Annotated in this window: 18 protein-coding genes; 6 read left to right on the top strand and 12 right to left on the bottom strand. The window is 55.8% G+C overall.

The genetic code is table 11. The features are described 5' to 3' along the window. Positions 1-238: 238 nt before the first annotated feature. Positions 239-1090, top strand: coding sequence for an HAD-IIA family hydrolase (locus Fuma_RS01765; protein WP_077022617.1), 852 nt, complete (start codon positions 239-241; stop codon positions 1088-1090). 258 nt (positions 1091-1348) lie between these two features. Here Fuma_RS01765 and Fuma_RS01760 read toward each other — a convergent pair whose 3' ends face one another. After that, on the bottom strand, positions 1349-1777 hold the full coding sequence (locus Fuma_RS01760; protein ID WP_145943910.1) for a hypothetical protein: 429 nt from the start codon (positions 1775-1777) through the stop codon (positions 1349-1351). A gap of 161 nt (positions 1778-1938) precedes the next feature. Here Fuma_RS01760 and Fuma_RS01755 point away from each other — a divergent pair, with 161 nt between their 5' ends. Together Fuma_RS01755 and Fuma_RS01750 are read left to right on the top strand one after the other, a co-directional pair. Next, positions 1939-3168 carry an ISL3 family transposase gene (locus Fuma_RS01755; RefSeq protein WP_077022615.1) on the top strand — a complete coding sequence of 410 codons (1230 nt, stop codon included), beginning with the start codon at positions 1939-1941 and terminating at the stop codon, positions 3166-3168. 164 nt (positions 3169-3332) lie between these two features. Beyond that, on the top strand, positions 3333-4793 hold the full coding sequence (locus tag Fuma_RS01750) for an IS66 family transposase (RefSeq protein ID WP_077022387.1): 1461 nt from the start codon (positions 3333-3335) through the stop codon (positions 4791-4793). A gap of 144 nt (positions 4794-4937) precedes the next feature. Here Fuma_RS01750 and Fuma_RS34730 read toward each other — a convergent pair whose 3' ends face one another. Next, positions 4938-5651: a hypothetical protein gene (locus tag Fuma_RS34730; RefSeq protein ID WP_145943908.1), complete on the bottom strand. Its 714-nt coding sequence runs from the start codon at positions 5649-5651 to the stop codon at positions 4938-4940. 824 nt (positions 5652-6475) lie between these two features. On the opposite strand from Fuma_RS34730, the gene Fuma_RS01730 reads away from it, so the two are divergent. The 3 genes from Fuma_RS01730 to Fuma_RS01720 all read left to right on the top strand — a co-directional run bounded on the left by Fuma_RS01730 (position 6476) and on the right by Fuma_RS01720 (position 9079). Next, positions 6476-7480 (top strand): hypothetical protein, encoded by a 1005-nt coding sequence (locus Fuma_RS01730; protein WP_145943906.1) that lies wholly within the window; start codon positions 6476-6478, stop codon positions 7478-7480. 257 nt (positions 7481-7737) lie between these two features. Beyond that, positions 7738-8193, top strand: coding sequence for a DoxX family protein (locus Fuma_RS01725; protein ID WP_083731725.1), 456 nt, complete (start codon positions 7738-7740; stop codon positions 8191-8193). Positions 8194-8344: 151 nt separating this feature from the next. Next, positions 8345-9079 carry an SDR family oxidoreductase gene (locus Fuma_RS01720; protein ID WP_077022610.1) on the top strand — a complete coding sequence of 245 codons (735 nt, stop codon included), beginning with the start codon at positions 8345-8347 and terminating at the stop codon, positions 9077-9079. Positions 9080-9259: 180 nt separating this feature from the next. Here Fuma_RS01720 and Fuma_RS01715 read toward each other — a convergent pair whose 3' ends face one another. From Fuma_RS01715 to Fuma_RS01670, 10 genes are all read right to left on the bottom strand, one after another. After that, positions 9260-9691, bottom strand: a complete 432-nt coding sequence (locus Fuma_RS01715; RefSeq protein ID WP_077022609.1) for an arsenate reductase ArsC — start codon at positions 9689-9691, stop codon at positions 9260-9262. Between the two features lie 185 nt (positions 9692-9876). After that, positions 9877-11655 (bottom strand): arsenical pump-driving ATPase, encoded by a 1779-nt coding sequence (gene arsA, locus Fuma_RS01710; protein ID WP_077022608.1) that lies wholly within the window; start codon positions 11653-11655, stop codon positions 9877-9879. A gap of 136 nt (positions 11656-11791) precedes the next feature. After that, a complete protein-coding gene (gene arsD, locus Fuma_RS01705) occupies positions 11792-12163 on the bottom strand; it encodes an arsenite efflux transporter metallochaperone ArsD (RefSeq protein WP_077022607.1) in 372 nt (123 codons plus the stop codon). A gap of 85 nt (positions 12164-12248) precedes the next feature. Then, positions 12249-12533: an ArsR/SmtB family transcription factor gene (locus Fuma_RS01700; RefSeq protein ID WP_077022606.1), complete on the bottom strand. Its 285-nt coding sequence runs from the start codon at positions 12531-12533 to the stop codon at positions 12249-12251. 505 nt (positions 12534-13038) lie between these two features. Continuing rightward, positions 13039-13929, bottom strand: a complete 891-nt coding sequence (locus Fuma_RS01695) for a dienelactone hydrolase family protein (RefSeq protein WP_077022605.1) — start codon at positions 13927-13929, stop codon at positions 13039-13041. 106 nt (positions 13930-14035) lie between these two features. Beyond that, positions 14036-15055 (bottom strand): DUF3500 domain-containing protein, encoded by a 1020-nt coding sequence (locus Fuma_RS01690; protein ID WP_077022604.1) that lies wholly within the window; start codon positions 15053-15055, stop codon positions 14036-14038. A 329-nt stretch (positions 15056-15384) separates the two neighbouring features. After that, positions 15385-16446 (bottom strand): WD40 repeat domain-containing protein, encoded by a 1062-nt coding sequence (locus Fuma_RS01685; RefSeq protein ID WP_158520825.1) that lies wholly within the window; start codon positions 16444-16446, stop codon positions 15385-15387. Positions 16447-16475: 29 nt separating this feature from the next. Continuing rightward, positions 16476-17228 carry a YdjY domain-containing protein gene (locus Fuma_RS01680; protein WP_145943904.1) on the bottom strand — a complete coding sequence of 251 codons (753 nt, stop codon included), beginning with the start codon at positions 17226-17228 and terminating at the stop codon, positions 16476-16478. Between the two features lie 208 nt (positions 17229-17436). Continuing rightward, positions 17437-20547 carry an efflux RND transporter permease subunit gene (locus Fuma_RS01675; RefSeq protein WP_077022601.1) on the bottom strand — a complete coding sequence of 1037 codons (3111 nt, stop codon included), beginning with the start codon at positions 20545-20547 and terminating at the stop codon, positions 17437-17439. After that, positions 20544-22118 (bottom strand): efflux RND transporter periplasmic adaptor subunit, encoded by a 1575-nt coding sequence (locus Fuma_RS01670; protein ID WP_077022600.1) that lies wholly within the window; start codon positions 22116-22118, stop codon positions 20544-20546. The genes Fuma_RS01675 and Fuma_RS01670 overlap by 4 nt, the downstream gene beginning before the upstream one ends. Between the last annotated feature and the right edge of the window lie 49 nt (positions 22119-22167).

Raw genomic sequence — 22167 nt, 5'->3', positions numbered from 1 at the left:
CGCATGGGCGTTTGGCAAAGCTGCTCACTTCCTCAGCACCGGCCGCAGTTACTGCCACTCGTACACGCTGCGCCGGAACGGCCATATGGCACCGACGTGGAAAAACGCTGGCGAATCCGCTTCGGCATGGCAATTGCGTTGGGGGCTGGCGTGTCGACGCTGGATGTTGTCGGCACCACGAATTTTGGGCGAGACCCTTTTGGACGAACATTCACGGAAGACACACAGAGAGTGAGTTATGCACGGTTATTTGATTGACATGGATGGAGTGATATATCGAGGTGGCGAGTTGATTCCCGGCGCGGATCAGTTCATACGACAATTGCTTGCACTGGGAATTCCGTTTCGTTTTCTGACCAATAACAGTCAGCGAACACGGCGCGACGTCACGACCAAACTGCAGCGATTAGGAATCGAAGTTGATGAAAAACACATCTTCACGTGTGCCATGGCGACCGCACGCTACCTGGCTCATCAAAAGCCAAATGGCACAGCGTACGTCATTGGTGAAGGTGGCCTGCACATGGCGCTGCATCGCAACGGCTATTCCATCGTCGAAAAAGATCCGGACTACGTCGTGGTCGGCGAAGGCCGCACTCTGACGTTCGAAATGATGGAAATGGCGCTGCAAATGATTCTTAACGGAGCCATGCTGGTCGCTACCAATCCAGACCCCAACTGTCCGACTCAAAACGGAACTCGTCCAGGTTGCGGAGCGATCGTCGCAATGCTGGAATCTGCCGCCGGCATTAAAGCTTTCAGCGTAGGCAAGCCCAGCCCAATCATGATGCGAGCGGCTCGTAAAGAAATGGGACTCGCGACTGATGAAACAATCGTCGTGGGCGACACGATGGAAACGGACATCCTTGGCGGTGTGCAGTCGGGCTTCCGTTCGATTCTTGTTCTCAGCGGAGGAACACAACAGTCTGACATCGGCAAGTTTGCTTTCCGGCCGGACCGCGTGGTGGACAGTATTGCCGACCTGAACGCAGCCGCATCGATGGAGGAACTCTTCGGCCGAAACGATGCTGAACGAGCCACGTTTCGTGCGATCGCCATCGGACAGAAGACCGTCGCTCAGGCATCCTGATTTCGCAAGACGCTGCCCATCGCAGCGCGATATCACGAACGGCACCGCGTACCATCGGTGCCGTTCTGATTTCCTGCCAGATAGATCCTTGTGGGATAGGGAGCGAAGTGTGTGGATGGGTCGTTGCGAGGAACGAGTGCCCCCCCGGGGTTTCCTTCACTTCGCTCAGTCCAACCCAGGCCACGCTCGAAGGATTCGTGCTCCCACTTTTTTTGGTGGCGAGTTATTGAGACAGACGCGAGAAAAAGGAATCGCTCGCTACCGCGACAAGCTTCTCATCGCCGCTCGATAGATCCGCTTGAAGGGGCTGCGACTGGATTCCAGAAGTAGCTTGCAGTCGGGGCAGACTCGCTGATTTGATTCCATTGGATAGGTGCAACGCGGGCAGTGCTTGTGGTTGTGCTTGTGCGTAGCGGCGATTTCAGCAGGAACCGACGGTGCACTGAAGTTAACCGAAGATGGCTGAGCAGTACCGACATACGCCGCATCTGCATCCAACTCGCTAAGCAGGCGGCAGACGCCGGAATCGGTAATGGGGGCGACCGTGGTCGATGGTTTGCCTCCAACAGTGACGGCAACAGAACACACGGGGCATTTGGATCTTCGGCCTTCGTGCCGTACGTCAGCCCGAATTTTGTGGCCGTTGGAACATTGGAAATGGAGAAGAGATTCAGTAGTTTGAGACATCGTGTTCTCTTGATACGGGGAATGAAGGAGGGGTAGGCTGCAGGCATGGGACTGTGTCGTCCAATGCGCAATCTACCTGGAAATGGGGCCAGAATTTTCCGAACTTTTTGGTCCATCCGGGTTCTTTGTGGGTGAGGCGTTAATTCGTTAGTTTTCGTGGGATGCAGGGAACAGACTTTTACGAACAGATTTTGGGACTGACGGGGCCGTGGTTTGTGGCGGACGTTCAGCTGGATATGGAAGCTCAACAGGTCGACGTTTTCGTCGAACATGGCGAGGGCGAAACTTTTTGCTGTCCGGATTGCGACAGGCAGCTGCCGTGCTATGACCACACGAAGTCTCGCAAATGGCGGCATCTGGACACGATGCAATTTGCGACCATCCTTCATGCCCGCACGCCTCGCGTGAAGTGCCCGGATCATGGCGTCAAACAGATCAGGCTTCCCTGGGCGGAAAAGAACAGCCGCTTCTCATTGTTCTTTGAACGCTTCGCCATCGACGTTCTTCTGGCCACACAAACCGTGAAAGGGGCGTGCAGCATTCTGGGGATCTCATGGGATGAATCGTGGCACATTCTGCAGAAGGCGGTGGCTCGCGGGAAGGATCGCAAACAATCGAAGAACCTCCCTCGAATCGGCATCGACGAGAAAGCCTTTCGAAAACGACACAACTACGTCACGCTGATCTATGACTTGGACAAGAGCACTGTCGAAGCGATTTCCGATGGTCATGACACGGCAGCCGCTGATGCCTGTTTCGATCAGCTTTCCGACAGTGAAAAGCAGTCTGTGGAGGCGGTTGCGATGGACATGAGTGCCGCATACGTCAAGAGCACCAAAGGCAACATTGCATTGGCCGAACAGAAGATTGTGCACGACCGCTTTCACATCATGAAGCTGGCAACCGAAGCCGTCGACAAGGTCCGTCGGTCGGAGCAGAAGAAGCTTCGCGCCGAAGGCGATGATCGATTGACGGGAACTCGGTATCTGTGGCTTTCAGGCCAGGAGAATCTCAGCGAAAAACAGCAGGAACGCTTTGATGCCGCATGGAAGGCAGAGTTACTCACGGGCAAAGCGTGGGCCTACAAGGAGATGCTGCGAGACCTCTGGGTTCATGACACTCCGGCAGAGGCCACGACGTTCTTCAATGACTGGTACAAGCGAGTCATCCACACAAAGCTGGAGCCAATGAAGAAAGTCGCTCGCACGATCAAAGAACGCTTAGCCAATGTGGTGAGCTACTGCACTCACGGAATCACAAACGCCGTCGCCGAAGGAATGAACAGCAAAATCATGGCCATCAAACGAAGAGTCGGCGGATACCGAAACCGCGACAACTTCAAAACCGCCATCCTCTTCTACTGCGGAGGACTCGACCTCTACCCACAATAATCCCGGATGGACCAACTTTTTCGGGTCCTTGGTGATTCATTGCTTATGGAATGGATGCCGGTAAACGAAATGAACACGGAATACCATCATGGTGAAACGTAGCTGTCCATTTCAGCTTGGAGACTGGTCTTTTTCTGTCGGTTAGATTTTGATACGACAGGTGGATGGACACGGATGTCAGTCAGATCATCGCTGTGGAAGTGAAGCAGCTTGTGCTTAGCCTGCAGCGTGAGGTTGCGGAGCTGCGGGACGAGAACCGGCGGCTGCGTGATCGGATTGAAGAGCTCGAAGGTAAGAACCCCACAGAGCGACTCGACGAGGCGTTTTCGGTGACGGCGGAAGAGAGACGCCGCGCTGAAACGGGCCGCCGAAAAGGTCGCAAAAAACAATCCTCGGCGCGTCGCGGTCGTCGCACAACCGAGCAGAAAGCGGACAACGCCGAACGACGCGAACTCATTCTGCCGGAAGGTTACAACGTCGCAGAGTGCCGTTTCGTTCGGGAACGTTTCGTCTGGAGAGTGATCAACGGCCAAGCCGTGCAGGTCGTCTATGAAATCTATCACGGCCCCAACGGCGAGAAATCCGAAATTCCGGGCGTGTGGCCGCGGTCCGAATTCGGCATTGAAGTTCATATCGCGCTGGCTCGCATTGTGACCATCACGGGACTGTCGATCGACAAGACGTGTGCATTGATTGAATTCTTCTGGAATCTGCCGCTCGGCAAATCCCAGGCGGACGCTCTGTTGAATCAACTGGCACGGCGTTGGGAACAGGAATTCGAATCTCTGTGTGACCTGATGGCGTTCAGTGCGATTGTGCATGCAGACGAAACCAGTTGGAGTATCAACAGCGTGTGGGCTTTTTTGTCGGAGAAGGCGCGCGTGCTGATCTTCGGATGCCGCAAAGACGGCGACACACTGGCTCAGATCCTGTCGAAAGAATTGTTTGGAGGCGTGCTTGTTTCGGACGATGCGGCCGTGTACCGAGGTTTCAGTCACGCACAGAAATGCTGGGCTCACCTGCTGCGGAAGGCCATCCGTCTGACGCTGCTGAAGCCGGACAACGAAGAGTACCAGCGACTGCTCGACGGCCTGCTGGAAATTTTCTACGCGGCCAAACGCCACGCCGCCGATGGTCGTCTTGGCGATGCCGGTCGTGCGGCGAAGGTCGATGAACTTGATAACACGCTGGCGGCTCTGCTGGTGCGTTACTGCGCCGAGGATTCCGATGTTCGGGCGGCCGACTTCGGCAAGGATTTTGACAACCTGGTCTCAGAACTGATTCGGCTGATGACGGAAGAGGAGTTGTTTTGTTTTGTGACAAGCCCGGCCGCGCCAGCAACGAACAACGAAGCGGAACGCAGTCTTCGCGGCGCGGCCATGGACCGTCGCACAGGTCGAACGAGCAAAACATCGAAGGGAGCCCGTCGCCGCAGCATTCTTACAAGCGTCCTGGAATCGCTGAATCTCCATCTGAAAACACCAACGCTCAGTTCCGTGGTGGCCGAGGTCATGACGTGGCAGCAGGATGGATTCAGTCTGTTTGATCGACTGAAACTTGAAGTCGGCCTGACCTCCGCGCCGCCCGGTCAGTCGCGACTGTCCAAACTCGTCCCCGCCAACTGAACACCACACCTCACGCTGCGCACCACGCGGAAATGGACAGCTACTGGTGAAACCGCGTGCATTGGCAGGTGAGACGCGTGGTGGGAAAATTCGACTTGTTCGCGGATTGTTGATCAGTCAACTCAGAAAAATCGATCACAATTCTTAGTTGCGGTAAGGTGCCGATACAGGAACGTAAGGCCCGGCATTGTTGCGGCGAATCAGATCGAAATCGTCGTAGCCGTTTGGACGCGAATGTCGATAATTGCTTTGCAGATTCTGGTGATTGGGGACACAGTCACACTGGCCGTCCGGACAATCGCAATCCATGTTCCCGCGATGACGTTGGCCATTGCCGCATCGTCCACCCCGATGCCCTGGTCCACTTCGGCGGCCCATGCCGTCACCGTGGCCATGGCCGTCACCGGAAAAATGCTGCCGGCCTGAGTCCGACATAACATCATTCAGCGGGTCCCAGCCTGAGTTTTCGGCCAGTCGCGCTTGGTAGCGGCGAGGTGCATTGACGTCGCGGCGACTGTTTCGCCAGTTGCGATTGGCCGCCTGGTCCGCTCCATCCACGCGATCGCCACGCTCACGACGGCAGCGGCCACCAATACAGCCACCGGGTGCCAATGTATTCGGGCTGAAATCACCATGGGGGTCGTCTAAACCTGTCGGCCGGTACGACGGATGCGGCTGCATTTGCCTATGTTCGTAAGGACGCTGATCGTAGCGCCCTTCGGACGGATTCATTGGCAGACGCGAGTCGTAGGTGGTCCCGGTTGTTGGAGCAAAGAAATAGTCCTGCGCGTGTAATCCAGACAGTCCGGCACAAGTGACGAATGTTGCTGCCAGTGTTTTCAGAAATGAGCATCTCATTTAGCGTTCTTTCATGTTCACAAATTAACAAAGAAGGTGACGAGGACATCCAAAGCATTCGCTTCGAATGTAATCTGCGCCACCGTTGCGAGACCATTGCCTTCACTTAGAAAGTGACGTTTGGTCATCGGTCGACAGCGAACTGAAAATGCACGACTCGTGCCAGGCCCGTGAAGATTGCATCTGCCTGCATTTTCGCAGTCGCGGCCGTTCGCACCTTGTCAAATTTACAACGCGACTGTCATCAGCCGGACAGAAAGCTGCCGTCCGATTCGCGACACAATGTCTTCAATTTCCGGGTGAGAATGCGATCTTGGCTGTCGATGTCGTTTCTGCCATTTTTCCTGGCCCCTTTTGAACGTTTTCAACGCATTGCCGTTTGTTCAATTGGCGACCGATCGCTTGTAAGCAGTGTCATGGTTGGTGAGACCTTCTGACGGCAGCGCAGTCCTGGATGCGACCCTAAACGTTGACGTTTATCAGCAGCCAGGAATGCTTTCGACTTTACATTTGAAGGCTGTCGGAAAACGAAATTTCATCAATCAAATCTGCGACTGGCAACGCCGCAATTTGAAGTTGAAAAGGAAGAGACAAAAGCGGAATCGTTGGGTTCTCCTCAACAGAGAACTGCCATCGCTTCCAACAGGCTCAGTCATGTACAACCCGCCGGACCGTTCGGGCGCGGGCAGGAAACGGTGGCTCCAATCAAGGACGTTGGTGGCTTCGACCGTAATTCGGTTAAGTCCTGCAGCGTCGACACGCCTCACACCTTTGGCGTGATTTCAGGTTTCATGGATACGATCAAATCTTTCGAAGGACAAAGGATGAACATTTTCAACGGCTTCACCATAGTGAGTGTTGTTGCAACGCTAACTATCGCGAACACAGCTGATGCCCAGCTTCGGTACCCCAATAGCGCTGCACCGACCTACAACAATTCACACACCTCGCCGTACCAGCCGCAGTACGCAAATCCGCCTGCCTACAACGAATCCCCGCGATACAACTCGGTACCGTATTCGCAACAATCGTCGAACAACGCCCCAGGCTACAATCCGTATCACGACCCGAATGATCGTCGCTACGATAGCAGGCGTCTGGAAAGCACGCCGGCTGACAGGTATGTCCCCGGCTCATCGTATTCCGGCACGAATTCCAATACGTACGTGGCCCCCTATCAGCCGAGTAACTCAACCATTCCGTATCGCAGCGGGTCGTCTTCGTACAACGATCCATACCGTTCCAACTATGGCCCAACCACAAATCGAAATGACGAACGAATCTACAACAGTTCGTATGACCGCGACACTCGCACAGACGAATTCCATCCCGCAGTTCCGTCAACGCTGTCTCGCCAGTCGACCACAACCAGTCGCGGCATCGCTCAGCGAGCATCAGACCTGTACAGCGAAACAAATGCAATTTGCTGGGAGATGGATCGCTACTACAAACAAAACACCAACTACACGGCGGTCTACCGAAACATCTACGAAATCAAAGAAGTCGCGAAAAAACTGAAGGCGTATGTTCAACAACAGAATGGCCGAGCCTCAGCCTCGGACAGTCGTGTCGTCTCAGCACTTCACGAGATGGATCGCCTGTTCCACGAATTCGAAGCTAACGTCAGCGGTTGGCGACCAAGCTCCGGCTATTCGCCGCGAACCCAATTGGCAGCAATGATTCGAAATTGTGAAACGACTTTGCATGACGTCATGAACGATCACGGGATCGACACGCGTTACCACGAAGCGAGTCACAATCAGCGCAGCAACAACCAACGCAATGACCGGACGGACCGCAATCCGCGATCTCGCCCATATCAGAATTAGCAATATTCACTCCGTCTCACGCAGAATAGATCCTTGCGGAATTGGGAACGCGGTGTGTGGACGGGGTTGGAACAAGGAACGAGCGAAGCCCTGGGGTTTCCCTTGCTTCGCTGATGCCACCCCTGGCCACACTCAAAGGAACCGTGCTCCCTTTTTTGGGTGCGGAGTAATTTAGATGCCGTCGCAGTCCTTCGTGTAACAATTTGTTTAACACTCAGAATTTGGAAACGAACCACTTCCGGTAAGAGGAACCATCAATGACCGATTCGCTGCAGATAACTTCAGACTCAACTGGTAACGTGGAAAAGAACGCTGCCGCTCGCCCATCGCTGGCCATTGGATTGCTTATTCTCCGCGTCTCGATGGGCGGCCTGATGCTGGTGCATGGCGTGCCTAAATTGATGGGGTTCAGCAAGATGTCCGGCAAGTTTCCAGACCCGTTGGGAATGGGCAGTCAACTGAGTCTGATTTCCGCAATCGGCGCCGAGGTTGGTTGTGCGTTGCTGGTGATCGTCGGCCTCGGAACGCGAGTGGCCGCAATTCCACTGGCATTCACCATGTTTGTGGCTTTGTTCATCGTCCACGGTGCAGATCCGTGGAAGATGAGGGAACTCGCAGCCGTCTATCTCTGCGGTTACCTGGCACTCATCTTCACTGGCCCGGGATGTTTTTCACTCGACCAGCTTATCGTGTCAAAGCGGCAACAAAGTTAGAGCCGGTTGGTGCGATTCGCCATCGTAACGAAGGCAGGAATTCTGCCTTCGTTGCACTATGGATCTTGCAACGGCGCTTTAACTGGATCTTGACTGTCACCACTGCCCCACGAACACCTTTATGATCAACCGTTAGCCACGAGGCATCTTGATGAACGAAAAAAGGACGGCGATCGTCACGGGTGGTTCCGGCGGTATTGGCAGCGAAATATGCCGACGACTTGCCGCAGACGGATTCAACGTGGCCGTTCATTACGGATCTGACGCGAGCGCTGCAGCGAGTGTCTGCGCCGACATCGAAGCAGCAGGCGGGACGGCCATGACGGCTCGTGCGAACGTCAGTGACGAAGCTGAAGTCGCTACCTTATTCGCTGCGGTCACCAAGCGGTTCGGCGGAGTCGATGTCGTCGTCGCGAATGCGGGCGCGTCCGGGTTTGGCCCAATTGCTGCGACTGAAATCTCGGAGTTCGAACGATTGATCGCGGTAAATTTCCGCGGAGCATTCTTAACACTGCGCGAAGCGGCACGACAGGTTCGCAACGGCGGCCGCATTATCTTCACGTCTTTTCAGCTCGCCGAACGTCCACGAGTTGGCACCGGGGTCTACTCAGCCACCAAAGCCGCCATCGACGCAATGCTGGTCTCCATGTCTAAAGAAGTTGGCGATGCCGGGATCACCATCAACAGCGTTCGCCCCGGAGCGACCGCGCCTGGAATGTTCGATGACAGCGATGAAGAACGAGCGGACCAGTTTCGGAAACTTTCCGCCTTCAACCGACTCGGTACACCAACCGACATCGCAGGCGTAGTCGCGTTTCTCGCCAGCGACGATGCAAAGTGGATCACCGGCCAGCATATTCGTGCCGACGGCGGGATGTCCAACTGAGATGCGCGAAGTATGCCGTTTAGCACAGCGCATCCAGGTCTCCCGCGCGACAACGTCGACGAGTTGATGTGGTGACCTTTGCCTTCAAACTTCGCGATCTGGAAGTCTCAAGGATCGGGCATGCCTCCGGCCGAAGCAGAGGACACGACTCGACAACGCATTCTTGAATGCCGCCAGAGCCTACTCGACAAGACCTGGCAACTCATCCCGCACGAAGTCACGAATTTCGTCGCGAACGCGGCGGTAGCAGTCCAGGGCGGCTTCTTCGTCCGCTGCTTCTTTGGCAAGTTTCGGTGGATCGTCAAACCCCACGTGAACGACTTTGGCCTTCGTGAGAAACGTCGGGCAGTTCTCGTCGGCGTGACCGCAGACGGTGACAACCACGTCCAGTTCAACATCGGATAATGAACTCGCAAGCTTCGAGGATTGGCCGGAGATATCCACTCCGGCTTCCTTCATCACCTGCATCGCATTGGGATTCATTCCATGAGCTTCGATGCCGGCAGAGTAAGCTTCGACAGCGTCGCCATGAAAGTGGCGCGCCCAGCCTTCAGCCATTTGGCTTCGACACGAGTTGCCCGTGCAGAGAAACAAAACATTTTTCCGGGTCATTCAGATTGCCTTTGAATATTGGGGTTAAGTTCGATGGTCGACAGACATTCCCGTGTGTCACACTTTTGACGATCGTAGATTGCACTGCGACACACCAGCATCACAACTGCGACGAGCATTGGAATTCGAACTGCGAACAAAACGTTACCAACGGGTAAGAACCTAAACAGCGAACATCGTCAATTCTATTCGGCAACCATGTTGGCAGCCGTGGCAGCCAGCCGACTGAGACCTTCGCGGCCTGTCGGCGGTTCTGCCTGCCATGGGATGATCGCAGTGCGAACCGCATGCTGTTCGGTCACTTCGCGGATGAACTGCATTTCGTGCTGTTGTCGAGATTTCAATCCTGGATCGCACACCGTCAAAGGAGCCAGGCTTTGATTGATAACCCACGCGAATGGTTCGATTTGAGCTCGCCGTAAGTCGTCCTGCAACTTAGCGGCTTCGTGCACTGGAGTCGCTTCGGGAAGCGTGACGATCAGCACCCGCGTGAAGTTTGGATCACGCAGCCGTGGCAACAGGTTTTCCACGGACTCGGGAATTTCGTTTGTCTGACGTGACACCTCACGGTGATACGCCAACGCCGAATCGAGCAGCAGAACAGTGTGGCCCGTCGGAGCGGTGTCCAATACCACAAAGCTGTTGGAACCTTCCGCGACCGCTCTTGCGAACGCTCGAAACACGGCAATTTCTTCGGTACACGGCGAACGTAAGTCTTCTTCCAGCAATGCCTTGCCTTCGGCATCCAGCCCTTGTCCGGCGGTCTGCATGACCTCAGCGGTATACTCCGCCGTTTCTTTTGCTGGATCGATTCGGCCGACTGTCAGCCCGGATATCGCGTCTGCTGTGATCGTTGCAGCGATATGGGCCGCTGGATCGGTTGTTGACAGATGCACGTCAAAGCCGCGTTCAGCCAATGCAACCGCAACTGACGCTGCGACGGTCGTCTTGCCAACACCGCCTTTCCCCATCGCAAGGATCGCGCCGTGCCCGACCTCAGCAAGTTCGTCGACCAGCGAACCAAGTTCGCCGGGAATAGAATCTGCCTCAACCACGTCGAATTGAGGTTCAATCTTTTCGACCTGTAGTTCCCCCACTTGCCGCAGAGATTCGATTCCCATCAACCCGGCCCCGGCCAGAGGAATCGTCGTTCGTGGCAATGCGTTGATCGCGTCCGGCATCGCAGCAACGGCACTGTCCGCTCGTTCCTGCATTGCGACCGCGACTGCGTCCGAGGGCGTTTGGCTTGTGAAGACTCCATTCACGATTAAATGCTGATTGCTGACACCCAGTGTCTGCAACTCTGCACTTGTTCTCGCCGCTTCGCGGAATGCGGAGGGCTCCGGGCGAGTCACCAGGATCAACGTCGTCACGGCTGCATCGCCAAGCGCATCCACGGTCTGTTTGTAGATCGCCTGCTGTGCCTGCAGGCCCGCGAGAGGACCAAGGCACGACGTTCCCGACGTGTTCGTTTCCATAAACCCGGACCAGGCCGACGGCAGCGTCAACAGTCGCAGCGTATGACCGGTGGGTGCCGTATCAAAGATCACATGGTCGAACGGACTTGTTGCGTCTTTGTCGCCGAGCAATTTCGCGAACTCATCGAAGGCCGCGATTTCCAAAGTACACGAACCGGAAAACTGTTCCTCCATGCTGGCGACAGCCGTGTCGGGCAGGACGCCTCGATAGGGACCAACCATGCGCTCACGATACTCGCGTGCGGCTTCTTCGGGGTCGATGTTCATGGCAAACAAACCCGGCACGGATTCAATCGCTGTCGGACTGTTTTCCAGTTGAGTCCCCAGCACTTCGTCGAGATTCGACGCGGGATCAGTCGACACCAAAAGCACTCGCAAGCCACGATCAGCTAGTTTGACGGCCGTCGCACAGGCCATTGACGTTTTTCCGACGCCGCCTTTACCCGTGAAGAACAGGTTTCGCGTCGGAACATCTAAAAACTGCATCGTTATTCTCCCAATAGTGTGACTCAAACTCAGTTGGCAGCGAATCTCGCTGACTCGTGGCTGCGGAACAGGCGTTTCGGACGATGAGGACTGTTTCCCACGAGCCCGAACCGGCCACGACAAATCGGCAACTGCTCTAACAGCAGCCGGTGTCGCCACAACATCCGCCGGCATCCGCCATCGGCAGTGTGACTTTGGGCTTCACTGTCGTGCCGGTCCACATCGCGAGGTTTTCGCGCGACGGATATTCGCTGCGGCTAACCACTCGGTCGTCCACAATCACCAACGGCAGGCATTCAACGCCTTCGTCGGCGAGCATCTTGTTCACGACAGGATTGCTCGCGAACTCTGCAGGGTCCTGCGACAGATTCAATCGCGTCACCGAGTGCCCTTGTGATTTCAACCAGTCCAGGTCGGCAGCGAAACGAGGCAACACAGGATCAACCTGCGGGCCGCAAACTCCCGTCGAACAGCACATCGCCTTGTCGTAAATTTGAACCTTGCTCATTGCTACATTCCTTTCAAAAGACGAACCACACGGCCAATATCGTACATCGCCGAATAACGATTAATCTCGGCAAAAAAACACGAGCCTACAGGCCCGCCACCAATGTCTTTAGTCTTTCGAGCTGCCCCTGATTGATGCAGTAACAGACCTTCGGTCCATCAACTTCACCCTGGATCAAGCCCGATTCTTTGAGGATTTTCAGATGCTGAGACACCGTCGACTGAGCCAGTGGCAGGCAATCAACAATCTCACCACAAACACAAGCCTCGCGACCAATCAGTAGGCGAACAATCTGCACCCGCGCCGGATGAGCGATTGCCCACGTCAACTTCGCGAACTCCTCCGCAGTCGGGTCAGCTTTCAGCTTCACCGGTGAAGAGTCGCAAGGTTTCTTTTTTATTGATCGACTGGCCAACGCAGCTCCTTTATCGTAAATCCACGATAAACGATAGCCGAGACACTTCGGGCGGTCAAGCCATCGTTCATGATTTTCGAAAGCTGTGATCCCATTCGGGAGCGGCCACCACCAAATTTGCTCAGCCGCTTCGCTTACCGGAGCAAAATTGACATCCTGAAGACAAACAGTTGGTGTCTGCTGTAAGCCAGAAAACCCGTGCCAAGTAGAACAAAAGCCTGGCAGCCGTAGCTCAGAAGACGCGCACGAAGCGACGATGGAAACTGTGATGCGGAACGAGGGGCACGAAAGTCCCTACACTCCGCAACCGACCGGGCTTCAATCGTCGCCGTGGGCTTCAACGGGCGAACTATTGAAGCCGAGTTACTCAGCGTTGCGAAAACCGTTTCTGTACAGCTCAACAACGCGGATGAGGCACAGCCCATTCATCTTCATTCACGACGCGGACGCGTGCGACTCATCACGAAGTAAGATGCTTCTTGAAGAAGCCGATCGTCCGCTTCCATGCCAGTTTCGCGGCGGCATCGTCGTAGCGGGGAGTCGTGTCGTTGTGGAAGCCGTGGTTCACGCCTGGATAAACATACGAAGTGAAAGACTTATTTTGCTCTTTCAAAGCCGCTTCAAACGCGGGTGCTCCCGCCAGAATCCGCTGGTCGTTTTCCGCATTATTGATCAACAGCGGGGCCTTAATTTTTGCGACGTCAGCCAGGTCTGGCTGTCGGCCGTAGAAGGGGACGCCAGCGTCGATGACGTCAGGAATGCGGACGGCCAGCTGATAGACGACTCCGCCCCCATAACAGAAACCGACTGCTCCCACCTTGCCAGTTGACAACTGGTGCGAATCGAGCAGCTTTGCGGCGGCGATAAAATCCTGCGTCATCTTTTCACCATCACGCTTGGCCTGCATCGCTCGACCTTCGTCGTCGTTGCCCGGATAGCCGCCCAGAGGCGTCAGAGCGTCCGGGGCCAGAGCAAGGAAGCCTTCGACAGCCAATCGGCGAGCGACGTCCTCAATGTAAGGATTCAGCCCGCGATTTTCATGGACAACCAGCACTGCTGGAAACTTGTCGCCTTCGGCCGGACGAGCCAACAGGCCTTTCATTTCGCCGGCTCCGTTGGGCGACTGATACGTGATCTTTTCCGTCGTGATACGCGAATCATCGGGCTTAATTTGCTCGGCCCAGGCGTAGTTCGGGCTTAGGTTCGACATCAACGCTTCGACCGTCAGTCCGCCGACGGCGAATGCGCCAAGCCGTCTGATATAGTCACGACGATCCAGTCGTCCGTGAGCGTAGTCGTCATATAGGTCGAGAACTTCTTTGTCGAATTCTTTGGCTTCTTTGCGGTCCATGATCGTAATCCTCTTCAAAGTAATGGATGGCAGGCATTCAATGGCTTTGACGGTGCTCCGCCACGGAAGTCAATTCAATGGAAAAGCGAGGCCGCCGCGTGGGCGGTTACTTCTTCAGAAACCCAAGGCCATAATCGTTGGTCGGGGCCCGATACATTGCGTGAATATGATTGGTCGGACGTCCTCCTAACTTCTGAGGCGAGTATTCCATCAGAATTGTTGGCCCCTGCACACGAAACGTTGCGGCACCTCCATCTTTCACGTCGCCGTACCATGAGAACCACGTCTGGTCGAGATCGCTTTCAATTCGTTCCATTCGTTGTTTCGCGAAAGGTTCCTTGAGCAGGCCAAGCCGTTCACCCATCAATTCCAGCAGAAGCTTTTGCTGCTGCGGCTCCAAAGAACCAGCATTGATTCCCTCCTGCTGCGGCTGTGCTCCTTCTTTTCCGGGACCGTATCGCATATCGGTATAGCGATCACCGAGCCGAGCCGTTTTCAATTGCGCTGGTTTCAGTGCCGCTATAACTTTGAACGACTTGTCTTCTTCTGCGGCCAGTTGCCGAACGGTCCGACCGTCCAGCGTATAGTCGACAGGTTGTCCCCCGGTGAGACTGGGAGAGATCGTCATTTGCGCGCCGACAAACGTGACATTGAAGGCCAGATGATGTCCACCAAACTGCAGCATCCACGGTTCTTCAGTGGACGGTTTACCCAGAAAGGACACGAAGTACTCGTCTCGGCCAAACATTGTCCGGCGTCGACCGTCGCTCTCTCGTTTCAGAACTTCGTCGCCGTCCATATTGTCAATGATTTGTTGGTACCCCGAATCACTAAGCGATGCTTTCAGCAACGCGGTCAACGCGTCCTTCTGCGTCTGGTTGAGATCGCCCCAACGCAGCCCACCGCGAGGCACCATTTGAACAGGAAGGTTTGACCAGTTGTGCCGCTGCTTTTCGTCGGTAAACGAATACTGCACTTTTTCCACTTGAGCCGCGTTCAACGTCCCCAGAAAAGCATTCGCTGCTTTGACAGCATCGCCAACGACGGCCTCGGCAGTCGCAGCGTTCTGAGCAAACGCGGGAGCACCGCACATTGCCAAAACAATCAGTGAGATCACAAGTTTCATCGTTTATAGCCTTCAACAGCGTGGTGCGGAAAACGTGAGCCAAATAGCGATTCACCGGCCAATAGCCAATGCGAAGTTCGAGGCGATTCGGGCCATCTGATTTTACATTTTTGGAATGCTCAATACTACTGGCGGGGCTCGCAGACGTGCAGCCAACGGCGTGCAACAACCGCGGCACCGGATCCCTTTCGCTTAGACATTTCCGCCGGCGATTCTGCGTTGCGTCGACCACTGCTCGCCTGCGATGTTGGATCTCGTCTGCGGACATCGCTCGACGGCAATTCAGAGGCTGAGCATCCTCTACGACGAAGCGAACCGCACGGATCCTGCTATTCCGATGTAGCGTGGACCTGCGAACTCCTAAACAGTTGCCCGTTCTCACCGGCGACCAGAATGGTGGTCTGTTTTGAGTCGACATCGACGGTATACAACGCACTGCGAACCAGATTCAGATCCGCCATCGGTGTCGCCTGCATCGACGGATTCAAAGCCCATGCTCTGAAGTGTCCATCGCCGCCTACTGCGACCAGGAGCTGCTCGCCGTCCTTGTTGGGCAGGAAGATAACGCTGTACGTCGGATCTTTACCTGTCGTAAGTGTCGTCAGCAGCTTGCCGGAATTCGAATTCCAGATCCTGACGGTTCCATCCTGGCTCGTCGATGCCAGTTGCTGACCGGACGCAGAAAATCGGCAGCGGTAAACGTCGCTGGTGTGTCCCTTCAGTTCCACGTACTCGTCATTGGTCGTGTTCCAGATTCTGACAGTCCGATCACTGCTGGACGTGGCTACGCGCGTCCCGTCTGGCGAATAGGTAACACCGTAAACCTGGCGGCTGTGGCCCGACAACCGACGAACGATTTGCATGGTCGCCACGTCTCGAATCTGCACGGTCGTGTCTCCGCCATCCGTTGAGCCACCTGCCGTCGCCAGATGTTGACCGTCTGGTGAGAAATCCACACTGTAAACGGCATCACGATGAGCTTGTTTCTGAATGACGACTTGCCCGGTCTTCGCATTCCACAGCGTCACCATTCCAACTCCGGTTCCGGTGGCAATTAGCGATCCATCCGGGCTGAATGCGGCGGCGTAAACAGCGGCCTCATGAGAAAGTTCGTGCACGGTCTTCAGCGTTCGCGCAGCACGAAGCTGAGCCGTGTTGTCGCCGGATGCCGTCACGACGAAACGGTTATCGGGCGAGAACCGTGCTTCGTAAACGTATTCCGCATGACCGGGAAACGGTTCGAAAGCTGACGGCTTCGCTGGCGGAGGTTCATCGCCACAGACAGCAGTCGTCGCACCCGCGCAGACGAAACTTAGTAACGCAACCAGAAGCAGGCGGGCAAGCCGTGTTGCTGCGTGATCCGCCCCTCTGCCACAGAGCTGTCGAGCCATAAAAACGAACCTCACCGGGACGTTGGCCGTCATCGTGAAGCGATGGCTCGAATGCGAACGTACACCTGGCTGCCGACTGGCGGAGCTTTCGACATGTCGAAACGTACCAGCGGTTTCGGGTCGTAAATGGGGAACCGGTTATCGGCAATGATGCCTCCGGGGCAGTCACACGGACAGGCAATGCATCCCGTGCCAGACTTGTGAATAGCTCCACTGCCATGAAAGACAAAATGAGGTGTCCAGGGCTTTTCGATTTTCTTGTCGCCAACAGTTGCCGATTCGACCACGAAATCCTGGTAGGCTTTCTCAACCCATTCGCCGTTTTCCGCTTTCCAGAACACCGACAGCACGACCGGATCGCCCTGCAGGTAGTCTTCCGGAACCGTTTTTTCAGACAGCCCGCTGCGTTTTCGCCCTTCCTGAATGCTGTAGTGCACCATAGGTCGGCAGCCCAGTTCCGTCAGGCCTTTGTAAACGTCTTCAGTCGGCACATCGACCAGGAAAACGAAGTAAGCCGCCATCTTGGCGTCTCCCCCCGCTGCCGTCGCACAGCCGGCAAACGCCTGAACTCGTTCACCAAACTCATTGATGCACGGCTTGCCTTCCGGAAACTGAACTTTCGCGGAAAGAATGACTTCGCTGCGCCCCTTGTCCACGACAATCGTGCCGGGCTTGGGCAACTGTTCCGCCGGTCCATCCCCGGCCTTTGCAACGCCGGTCATCAGCGCCATTAGCACAATCGCTGTTCCCATCCGTCGAAGGGTATTGCTACTTTCGTACATTCGTGTTCTTCCACCGTTCAAATCAGGCTCCCGAATTGCTCAGCCAGCGAAAGAGCGGCATCTCGTTCGAGTCACACCGCTCGGTCCCAGTCCCGATGAGCGTACACCTTTTTTAATTTCGGCGAAAGCGTTTAAAAGCACAGCCACTTTAGCAGTCGCACTTTGTTGTGGGTGTCTGACCGCGTGAACTACGAAACGTCGCCAGGACTCACCGAAACACGCCCTTAATGTCTTCCAGGATCATGTACAGGCATGGCACGAGGATCAGGATGATGGCGGTGGAGAACAGGATGCCGAAGCCCAGTGAGATGGCCATCGGGATGATGTATTGAGCCTGGAGTGAGGTTTCGAAGATAAGTGGGATCAGACCGCCGAAGGTGGTGAGTGTCGTCAGCATGATCGGACGAAAACGTCGGACTCCCGCTTGAGTGATCGCGTTCGCGGCGGATGTCCCGCCACCGGTTTCGCCTTTGCGGTAGCGGTTGGCGTAGTCGACCATGATGAGTGAGTCGTTGATCACGACGCCGGACAACGCGATGACTCCCATGAAGCTGACCAGCGAGAGATCATAGCCGAGGATGATGTGACCGATGACGGCTCCAACGATACCGAAGGGAATCGCCACCAACACGATGAACGGTTGCACATAGTCCCGGAACGCTATCGCCAGCAGAGAATAGATAACGGCCAGCGCCAAGCCGAAGTAGCCCCATAGCGAAGCCGTGGCCTGACGCATTTCGGCGTTACTGCCTTCGAACGTCCATGTGATGCCCGGAAAGTCTTCTCGCAGCTTCGGCAATTCTTCGTCGCGAAGTGCCTGCACAACCTGACTGACGGCGCCGGCTGGTTGAGCGTCCATCGACACGCCGATTACGCGGCGGCCATCTCGGCGGTTGATGGAGGTGAAGGCAGAATTCTGAGTAACTTCGGCCACGTCCAGCAGAGGAACTTCCGCGCCGCTGGGCGTGCGAATCACCAGGTCTTCCAGGTGATGCATGTCTTCGCGCTGGTCTTCCGGCAATTTGACGCGAACTTCGATTTCATTCGTCCCACGCAGCAATCGCAACGCGAGCGACCCGAAAAACGCGCCTCGCAATTGTTCGCCGAGTTCTTCGTCGGTCAGTCCCAGCGCGCGGCCGGCAGGTTTCAGACGGAAGTCGTACTGCGACTTGCCTTTGTCGTAGTTGTCGCTGACGTCGCGGGTGTTCGAATACGCTTCGACACGCTCCACAAAGGCGGCGGCCGCTTTTTCCAGAACGTCGATGTCGCTGTGACTGAGGTCCACGTAGATGGCGCGGCGATGTCCACCGGGGCCACGTTCGGCTCGAAACGTGATCTGAGTCACGCCGGGAAGATTGCCGATGGATTCACGCCACAGGTCGATGACCTGTCGAGACGTCATGTTGCGCTGATCCGGTGGCTTCATCACAATTTCGACGTCCACAAAACTACCTCGGCGGACGTTGGTTTTGATTCCTTCAGCCACTTCGTGCAGATTATGTTCCTCGAACATTCGCAAGCTGGCTTCGGTAACTTCGTTGGCAATTCTGGCCGCCTGATCGGGCGTCGTGCCCACCGGCATTCGCACGCCCGCTTCGATTTCGTTGGCCGAAACTTCGGGCATCAGCACCATGCCCATGTGAGAACTTGTCGCGTAGGCTCCCAGAACCAACAGCGACGCCAGCGCCAGCGACGCAGTGATGTAGCGAAAGCGGAGACTCATTCTGATGATCGGCTGATAGATAATTTCTATCAGGCGATTGAAGCCGCGGCTGAAACCCTGCTGTAGATTGTGCAGCCAACCGCCCAGCCCGCCACGCTGTTTCCTGCTGCGTGCATGAGCCAGGTGAGCCGGCAGGATGAACAGTGATTCCACCAGCGACAGTGACAGCACAATGATCACAACGACCGGCAGCGGGCTCCAGAATTTCCCCGTTTCGCCGGGGATAAACATCAGCGGAACAAACGCCACAATGTTGGTCAGAATACTGAACACTACCGGTCCGGCAACTTCTTCTGTTCCTTCCACCGCCGCCGCTTCGTCGCCATCTGATGTCTCACGTTTTTCGTAGACGTTTTCGCCCACCACGACGGCATCATCCACCACGATCCCCAGCACGACCAGAAAGCCGAACAGAGAAATCATGTTGACGCTGACACCGGCAATGGGCAACAACAGCAAGCCGCCGATGAAGGAGACAACCATTCCCATCATCACCCAAAACGCCAGCCGGAATTCCAGAAACAGCGCAAGGATGCTAAACACGATCACAACAGCCATGATCGCGTTTTCCGTCACCAGTGCCAGACGGCGACGAAACTCTTCCGCGTTGTTGCTGTCGATGCGCCACTTGACTCCTGGTGGCAGTTGAGATTCGAAATTCTCCATCGTCTCATCGACGGCTTCCGCCACATCGCCGGGCGATTGCGAACCGACTCGGAAGATGTCAAGTTCAACCGATGGCGTCTGGCTGAATTGTGAATGAAAGCCGACTTCTTCGAATCCGTCGCGAACGGTCGCGATGTCTCCCAGCGTAATGACTTCGCCATCACGACCGGACACGATTTCGATCTTCGCAAATTCCTCGGCCCACTGTTTTCGGGCCTTCACGCGCAGCAAGACCTCGCCGGCAATCGTCTGAACCGAACCGGCCGCGACGTCCTGACTGGACCTGCGAATGATGTCCGCAATATCAGGCAGCGTGAGTCCATATTCGCGCAGACGTTGGCGGGGGATTTCGACGTGCGTCACGTAAGCGGGCGCGCGTCGTAGTTCGACCTGTGTGATTTGTTCGTGAGCCTGCAGTTGGTCGCGCAGTTGTTCGGCAAGCTTCCGCAACGCGCGGACTTCCATGGGACCGTACAATGAGATCTGCATGACCTCCTGCTGTTCGGCCTGCAGACTGACTTCCGGCTGTTCAATCTGATCCGGAAAGGTGCGAATGCGACTGACGGCCTGATCGATGTCCTGATAGACCTTCATCCGATCCTGGCCAGCGACCAGTTCAATCAAGACTTCGCCGCTGCCTTCGCGAGCCGAACTAGTGATCTCACGAATGCCTTCGACACCTCGAACGGCTTCTTCAATCGGGCGCAAAATCCCCTGTTCAACTTCTTCCGGAGCGGCGCCGGGATAGCCGACGTTCACTTCGACGACGTCCAGCAGGTATTGAGGGAACACTTCCTTTTGAATGACGACCGCCGACCAGATGCCACCGCCCAGCAACAGCATCATGAGAAGGTTGGCCGCGATGGAATTGCGAGCCATCCAGGCAATAGCCCCGCGCGGTGTGGCGGGTGTTTTGTCTGAGGACGTCATGCAACGGCGTCCTTCTGCGACGTCCGCCAACATGCACCGTGAAAGCATGCAGCCTGACAGTCCGGCGTTCGCTCCTGCGAGTGCGAGTGCGAGTGCGAGTGCGAGTGCGACGAAGACCGAAGGCCAGACGTGGCACATGCTGCTACTGTACGAGCCAAGACGGCGGATAAAGTGTGGGTCACGTCTATGGCCTGTTCAGCTTTGGACGTATCACTGGATTCGCCGGCGCTGTTCGATTCGGACTGGCCTGATGCTTCATCCGATGCATTTTCATCTGACGACGCATCGTCAGATGATACTTCCTCGGAGCTTGTTTCTGCCGTGTCTTCCGGAGCTTCCTCCCCAACCTTTCGCAGCCCAATACCTTCCGCCACGGTCGCGAGTGTTGTTGTGACGACTTCCTCGCCGGCTTCCAGTCCCGAGGTGACGTAAGCATATTGAAGATCACGGAAGATGATTTCGGTATCCCGAATCTCAAGCTTGTCGTCCTTCTTCACCCAGACCGTGTCATTGCCACGGACGTAATCTCGCTGCAACCGCACGACGTCTTCAATCGGCTGGCCTTCGATTTCGGTTTCAATCAGTGTATCCAGAAGTAGCGGTGGCGCGTCGGACTCAAGCCCGAGCGGGTCATCCACAATTATCAGCACTCGCGCTAAACGCGTCTGCGAATCCAGCGTCCCGATCATGCGAGCCACTCGCGCTGTGCGTTCGACGCCTGGTCCCCAGATGTCCGGATTTCGCAGAATGACTGTTGAGCCGCTACCATCGTACGATTCGCTGTTTGACGACGCCGAATCCTGGTCGGTCACCTTTGGAAATCGCACCCACCGCAGACTTCTCACGGGAACGGCTGCCATAATCCAGTATTCATCCAGACCAATTAGTCGAGCGAGTTCGTCATTCGGGCCAACCTGCGAGCCAATGTTCACGGAACGCGACAACACTTGCGCATCAAACGGAGCATGAACGCTGGTGCGATCCAGATCCAGGGTCGCTCGTTCTACCTGCGCTTTGGCCGCCGAAACTTCGGCTTCGATCGACGCGATCTGAGGTTCTCGCAACACCAGCGAACGGTTCGCGCCATCGATCGAACCTTCCAACATCTTCAATTCTTTTTCGGCCAGCCGTTGGCGTGCCTGTTCGATCTCGCGCGATGCTTCCTTTTGGGCGAGCTCGCTTTGGCGAATCGACACCGCGTTCTCGAAGTCGGCTGGATCAATCCGCAAAAGGAGGTCACCTTTTCGAACCATCCCGCCGGGCACAAGTTTCGATGACATATCGATCACCTGCCCGCTCACACGCGGACTCAGTACAATGTCCTGCGCTGCCTGCACAGTCCCCAAAACCACCAGCCGTGGGGCGTACGTTCCACGTTCGACCGTCACCGTTTCGACCAGCGCCGCCGATTTTCGTGATGAGTTCTCTTTTTGTGCGGTCGGTTCTGTTTTGTTGATCACAACAACCGCTGCGACGGCTGCGCCTAGAATCGCGCAGCACACAAACAACGTCCCGAGTACGCGAAGCCAGCGCCACCTCGCGTTAGGCCGCTGTTGAATCGCATCATTCATCGCTGTCGGTCTCCAGTGGACTCGCCGTTTTAAAATGAGTGGCAGGGGA

Source organism: Fuerstiella marisgermanici, from assembly GCF_001983935.1.
GTDB classification, from domain to species: Bacteria; Planctomycetota; Planctomycetia; order Planctomycetales; family Planctomycetaceae; genus Fuerstiella; species Fuerstiella marisgermanici.
The sequence above is the reverse complement of the archived record's forward strand: the minus strand, read 5'-3'. Positions and strand labels throughout refer to the sequence as shown.

What these genes read in the sequence shown, in the direction of transcription:
- Fuma_RS01690 (WP_077022604.1), bottom strand. Translation starts at nt 15,055, where the DNA reads ATGAAACTTGTGATCTCACTGATTGTTTTGGCAATGTGCGGTGCTCCC.
- Fuma_RS01725 (WP_083731725.1), top strand. Translation starts at nt 7,738, where the DNA reads ATGACCGATTCGCTGCAGATAACTTCAGACTCAACTGGTAACGTGGAA.
- Fuma_RS34730 (WP_145943908.1), bottom strand. Translation starts at nt 5,651, where the DNA reads ATGAGATGCTCATTTCTGAAAACACTGGCAGCAACATTCGTCACTTGT.
- Fuma_RS01695 (WP_077022605.1), bottom strand. Translation starts at nt 13,929, where the DNA reads ATGGACCGCAAAGAAGCCAAAGAATTCGACAAAGAAGTTCTCGACCTA.
- Fuma_RS01720 (WP_077022610.1), top strand. Translation starts at nt 8,345, where the DNA reads ATGAACGAAAAAAGGACGGCGATCGTCACGGGTGGTTCCGGCGGTATT.
- Fuma_RS01715 (WP_077022609.1), bottom strand. Translation starts at nt 9,691, where the DNA reads ATGACCCGGAAAAATGTTTTGTTTCTCTGCACGGGCAACTCGTGTCGA.
- Fuma_RS01670 (WP_077022600.1), bottom strand. Translation starts at nt 22,118, where the DNA reads ATGAATGATGCGATTCAACAGCGGCCTAACGCGAGGTGGCGCTGGCTT.
- arsA (WP_077022608.1), bottom strand. Translation starts at nt 11,655, where the DNA reads ATGCAGTTTTTAGATGTTCCGACGCGAAACCTGTTCTTCACGGGTAAA.
- Fuma_RS01680 (WP_145943904.1), bottom strand. Translation starts at nt 17,228, where the DNA reads ATGTACGAAAGTAGCAATACCCTTCGACGGATGGGAACAGCGATTGTG.
- Fuma_RS01685 (WP_158520825.1), bottom strand. Translation starts at nt 16,446, where the DNA reads ATGGCTCGACAGCTCTGTGGCAGAGGGGCGGATCACGCAGCAACACGG.
- Fuma_RS01760 (WP_145943910.1), bottom strand. Translation starts at nt 1,777, where the DNA reads ATGTCTCAAACTACTGAATCTCTTCTCCATTTCCAATGTTCCAACGGC.
- Fuma_RS01750 (WP_077022387.1), top strand. Translation starts at nt 3,333, where the DNA reads ATGGACACGGATGTCAGTCAGATCATCGCTGTGGAAGTGAAGCAGCTT.
- Fuma_RS01755 (WP_077022615.1), top strand. Translation starts at nt 1,939, where the DNA reads ATGCAGGGAACAGACTTTTACGAACAGATTTTGGGACTGACGGGGCCG.
- Fuma_RS01730 (WP_145943906.1), top strand. Translation starts at nt 6,476, where the DNA reads ATGAACATTTTCAACGGCTTCACCATAGTGAGTGTTGTTGCAACGCTA.
- arsD (WP_077022607.1), bottom strand. Translation starts at nt 12,163, where the DNA reads ATGAGCAAGGTTCAAATTTACGACAAGGCGATGTGCTGTTCGACGGGA.
- Fuma_RS01675 (WP_077022601.1), bottom strand. Translation starts at nt 20,547, where the DNA reads ATGACGTCCTCAGACAAAACACCCGCCACACCGCGCGGGGCTATTGCC.
- Fuma_RS01765 (WP_077022617.1), top strand. Translation starts at nt 239, where the DNA reads ATGCACGGTTATTTGATTGACATGGATGGAGTGATATATCGAGGTGGC.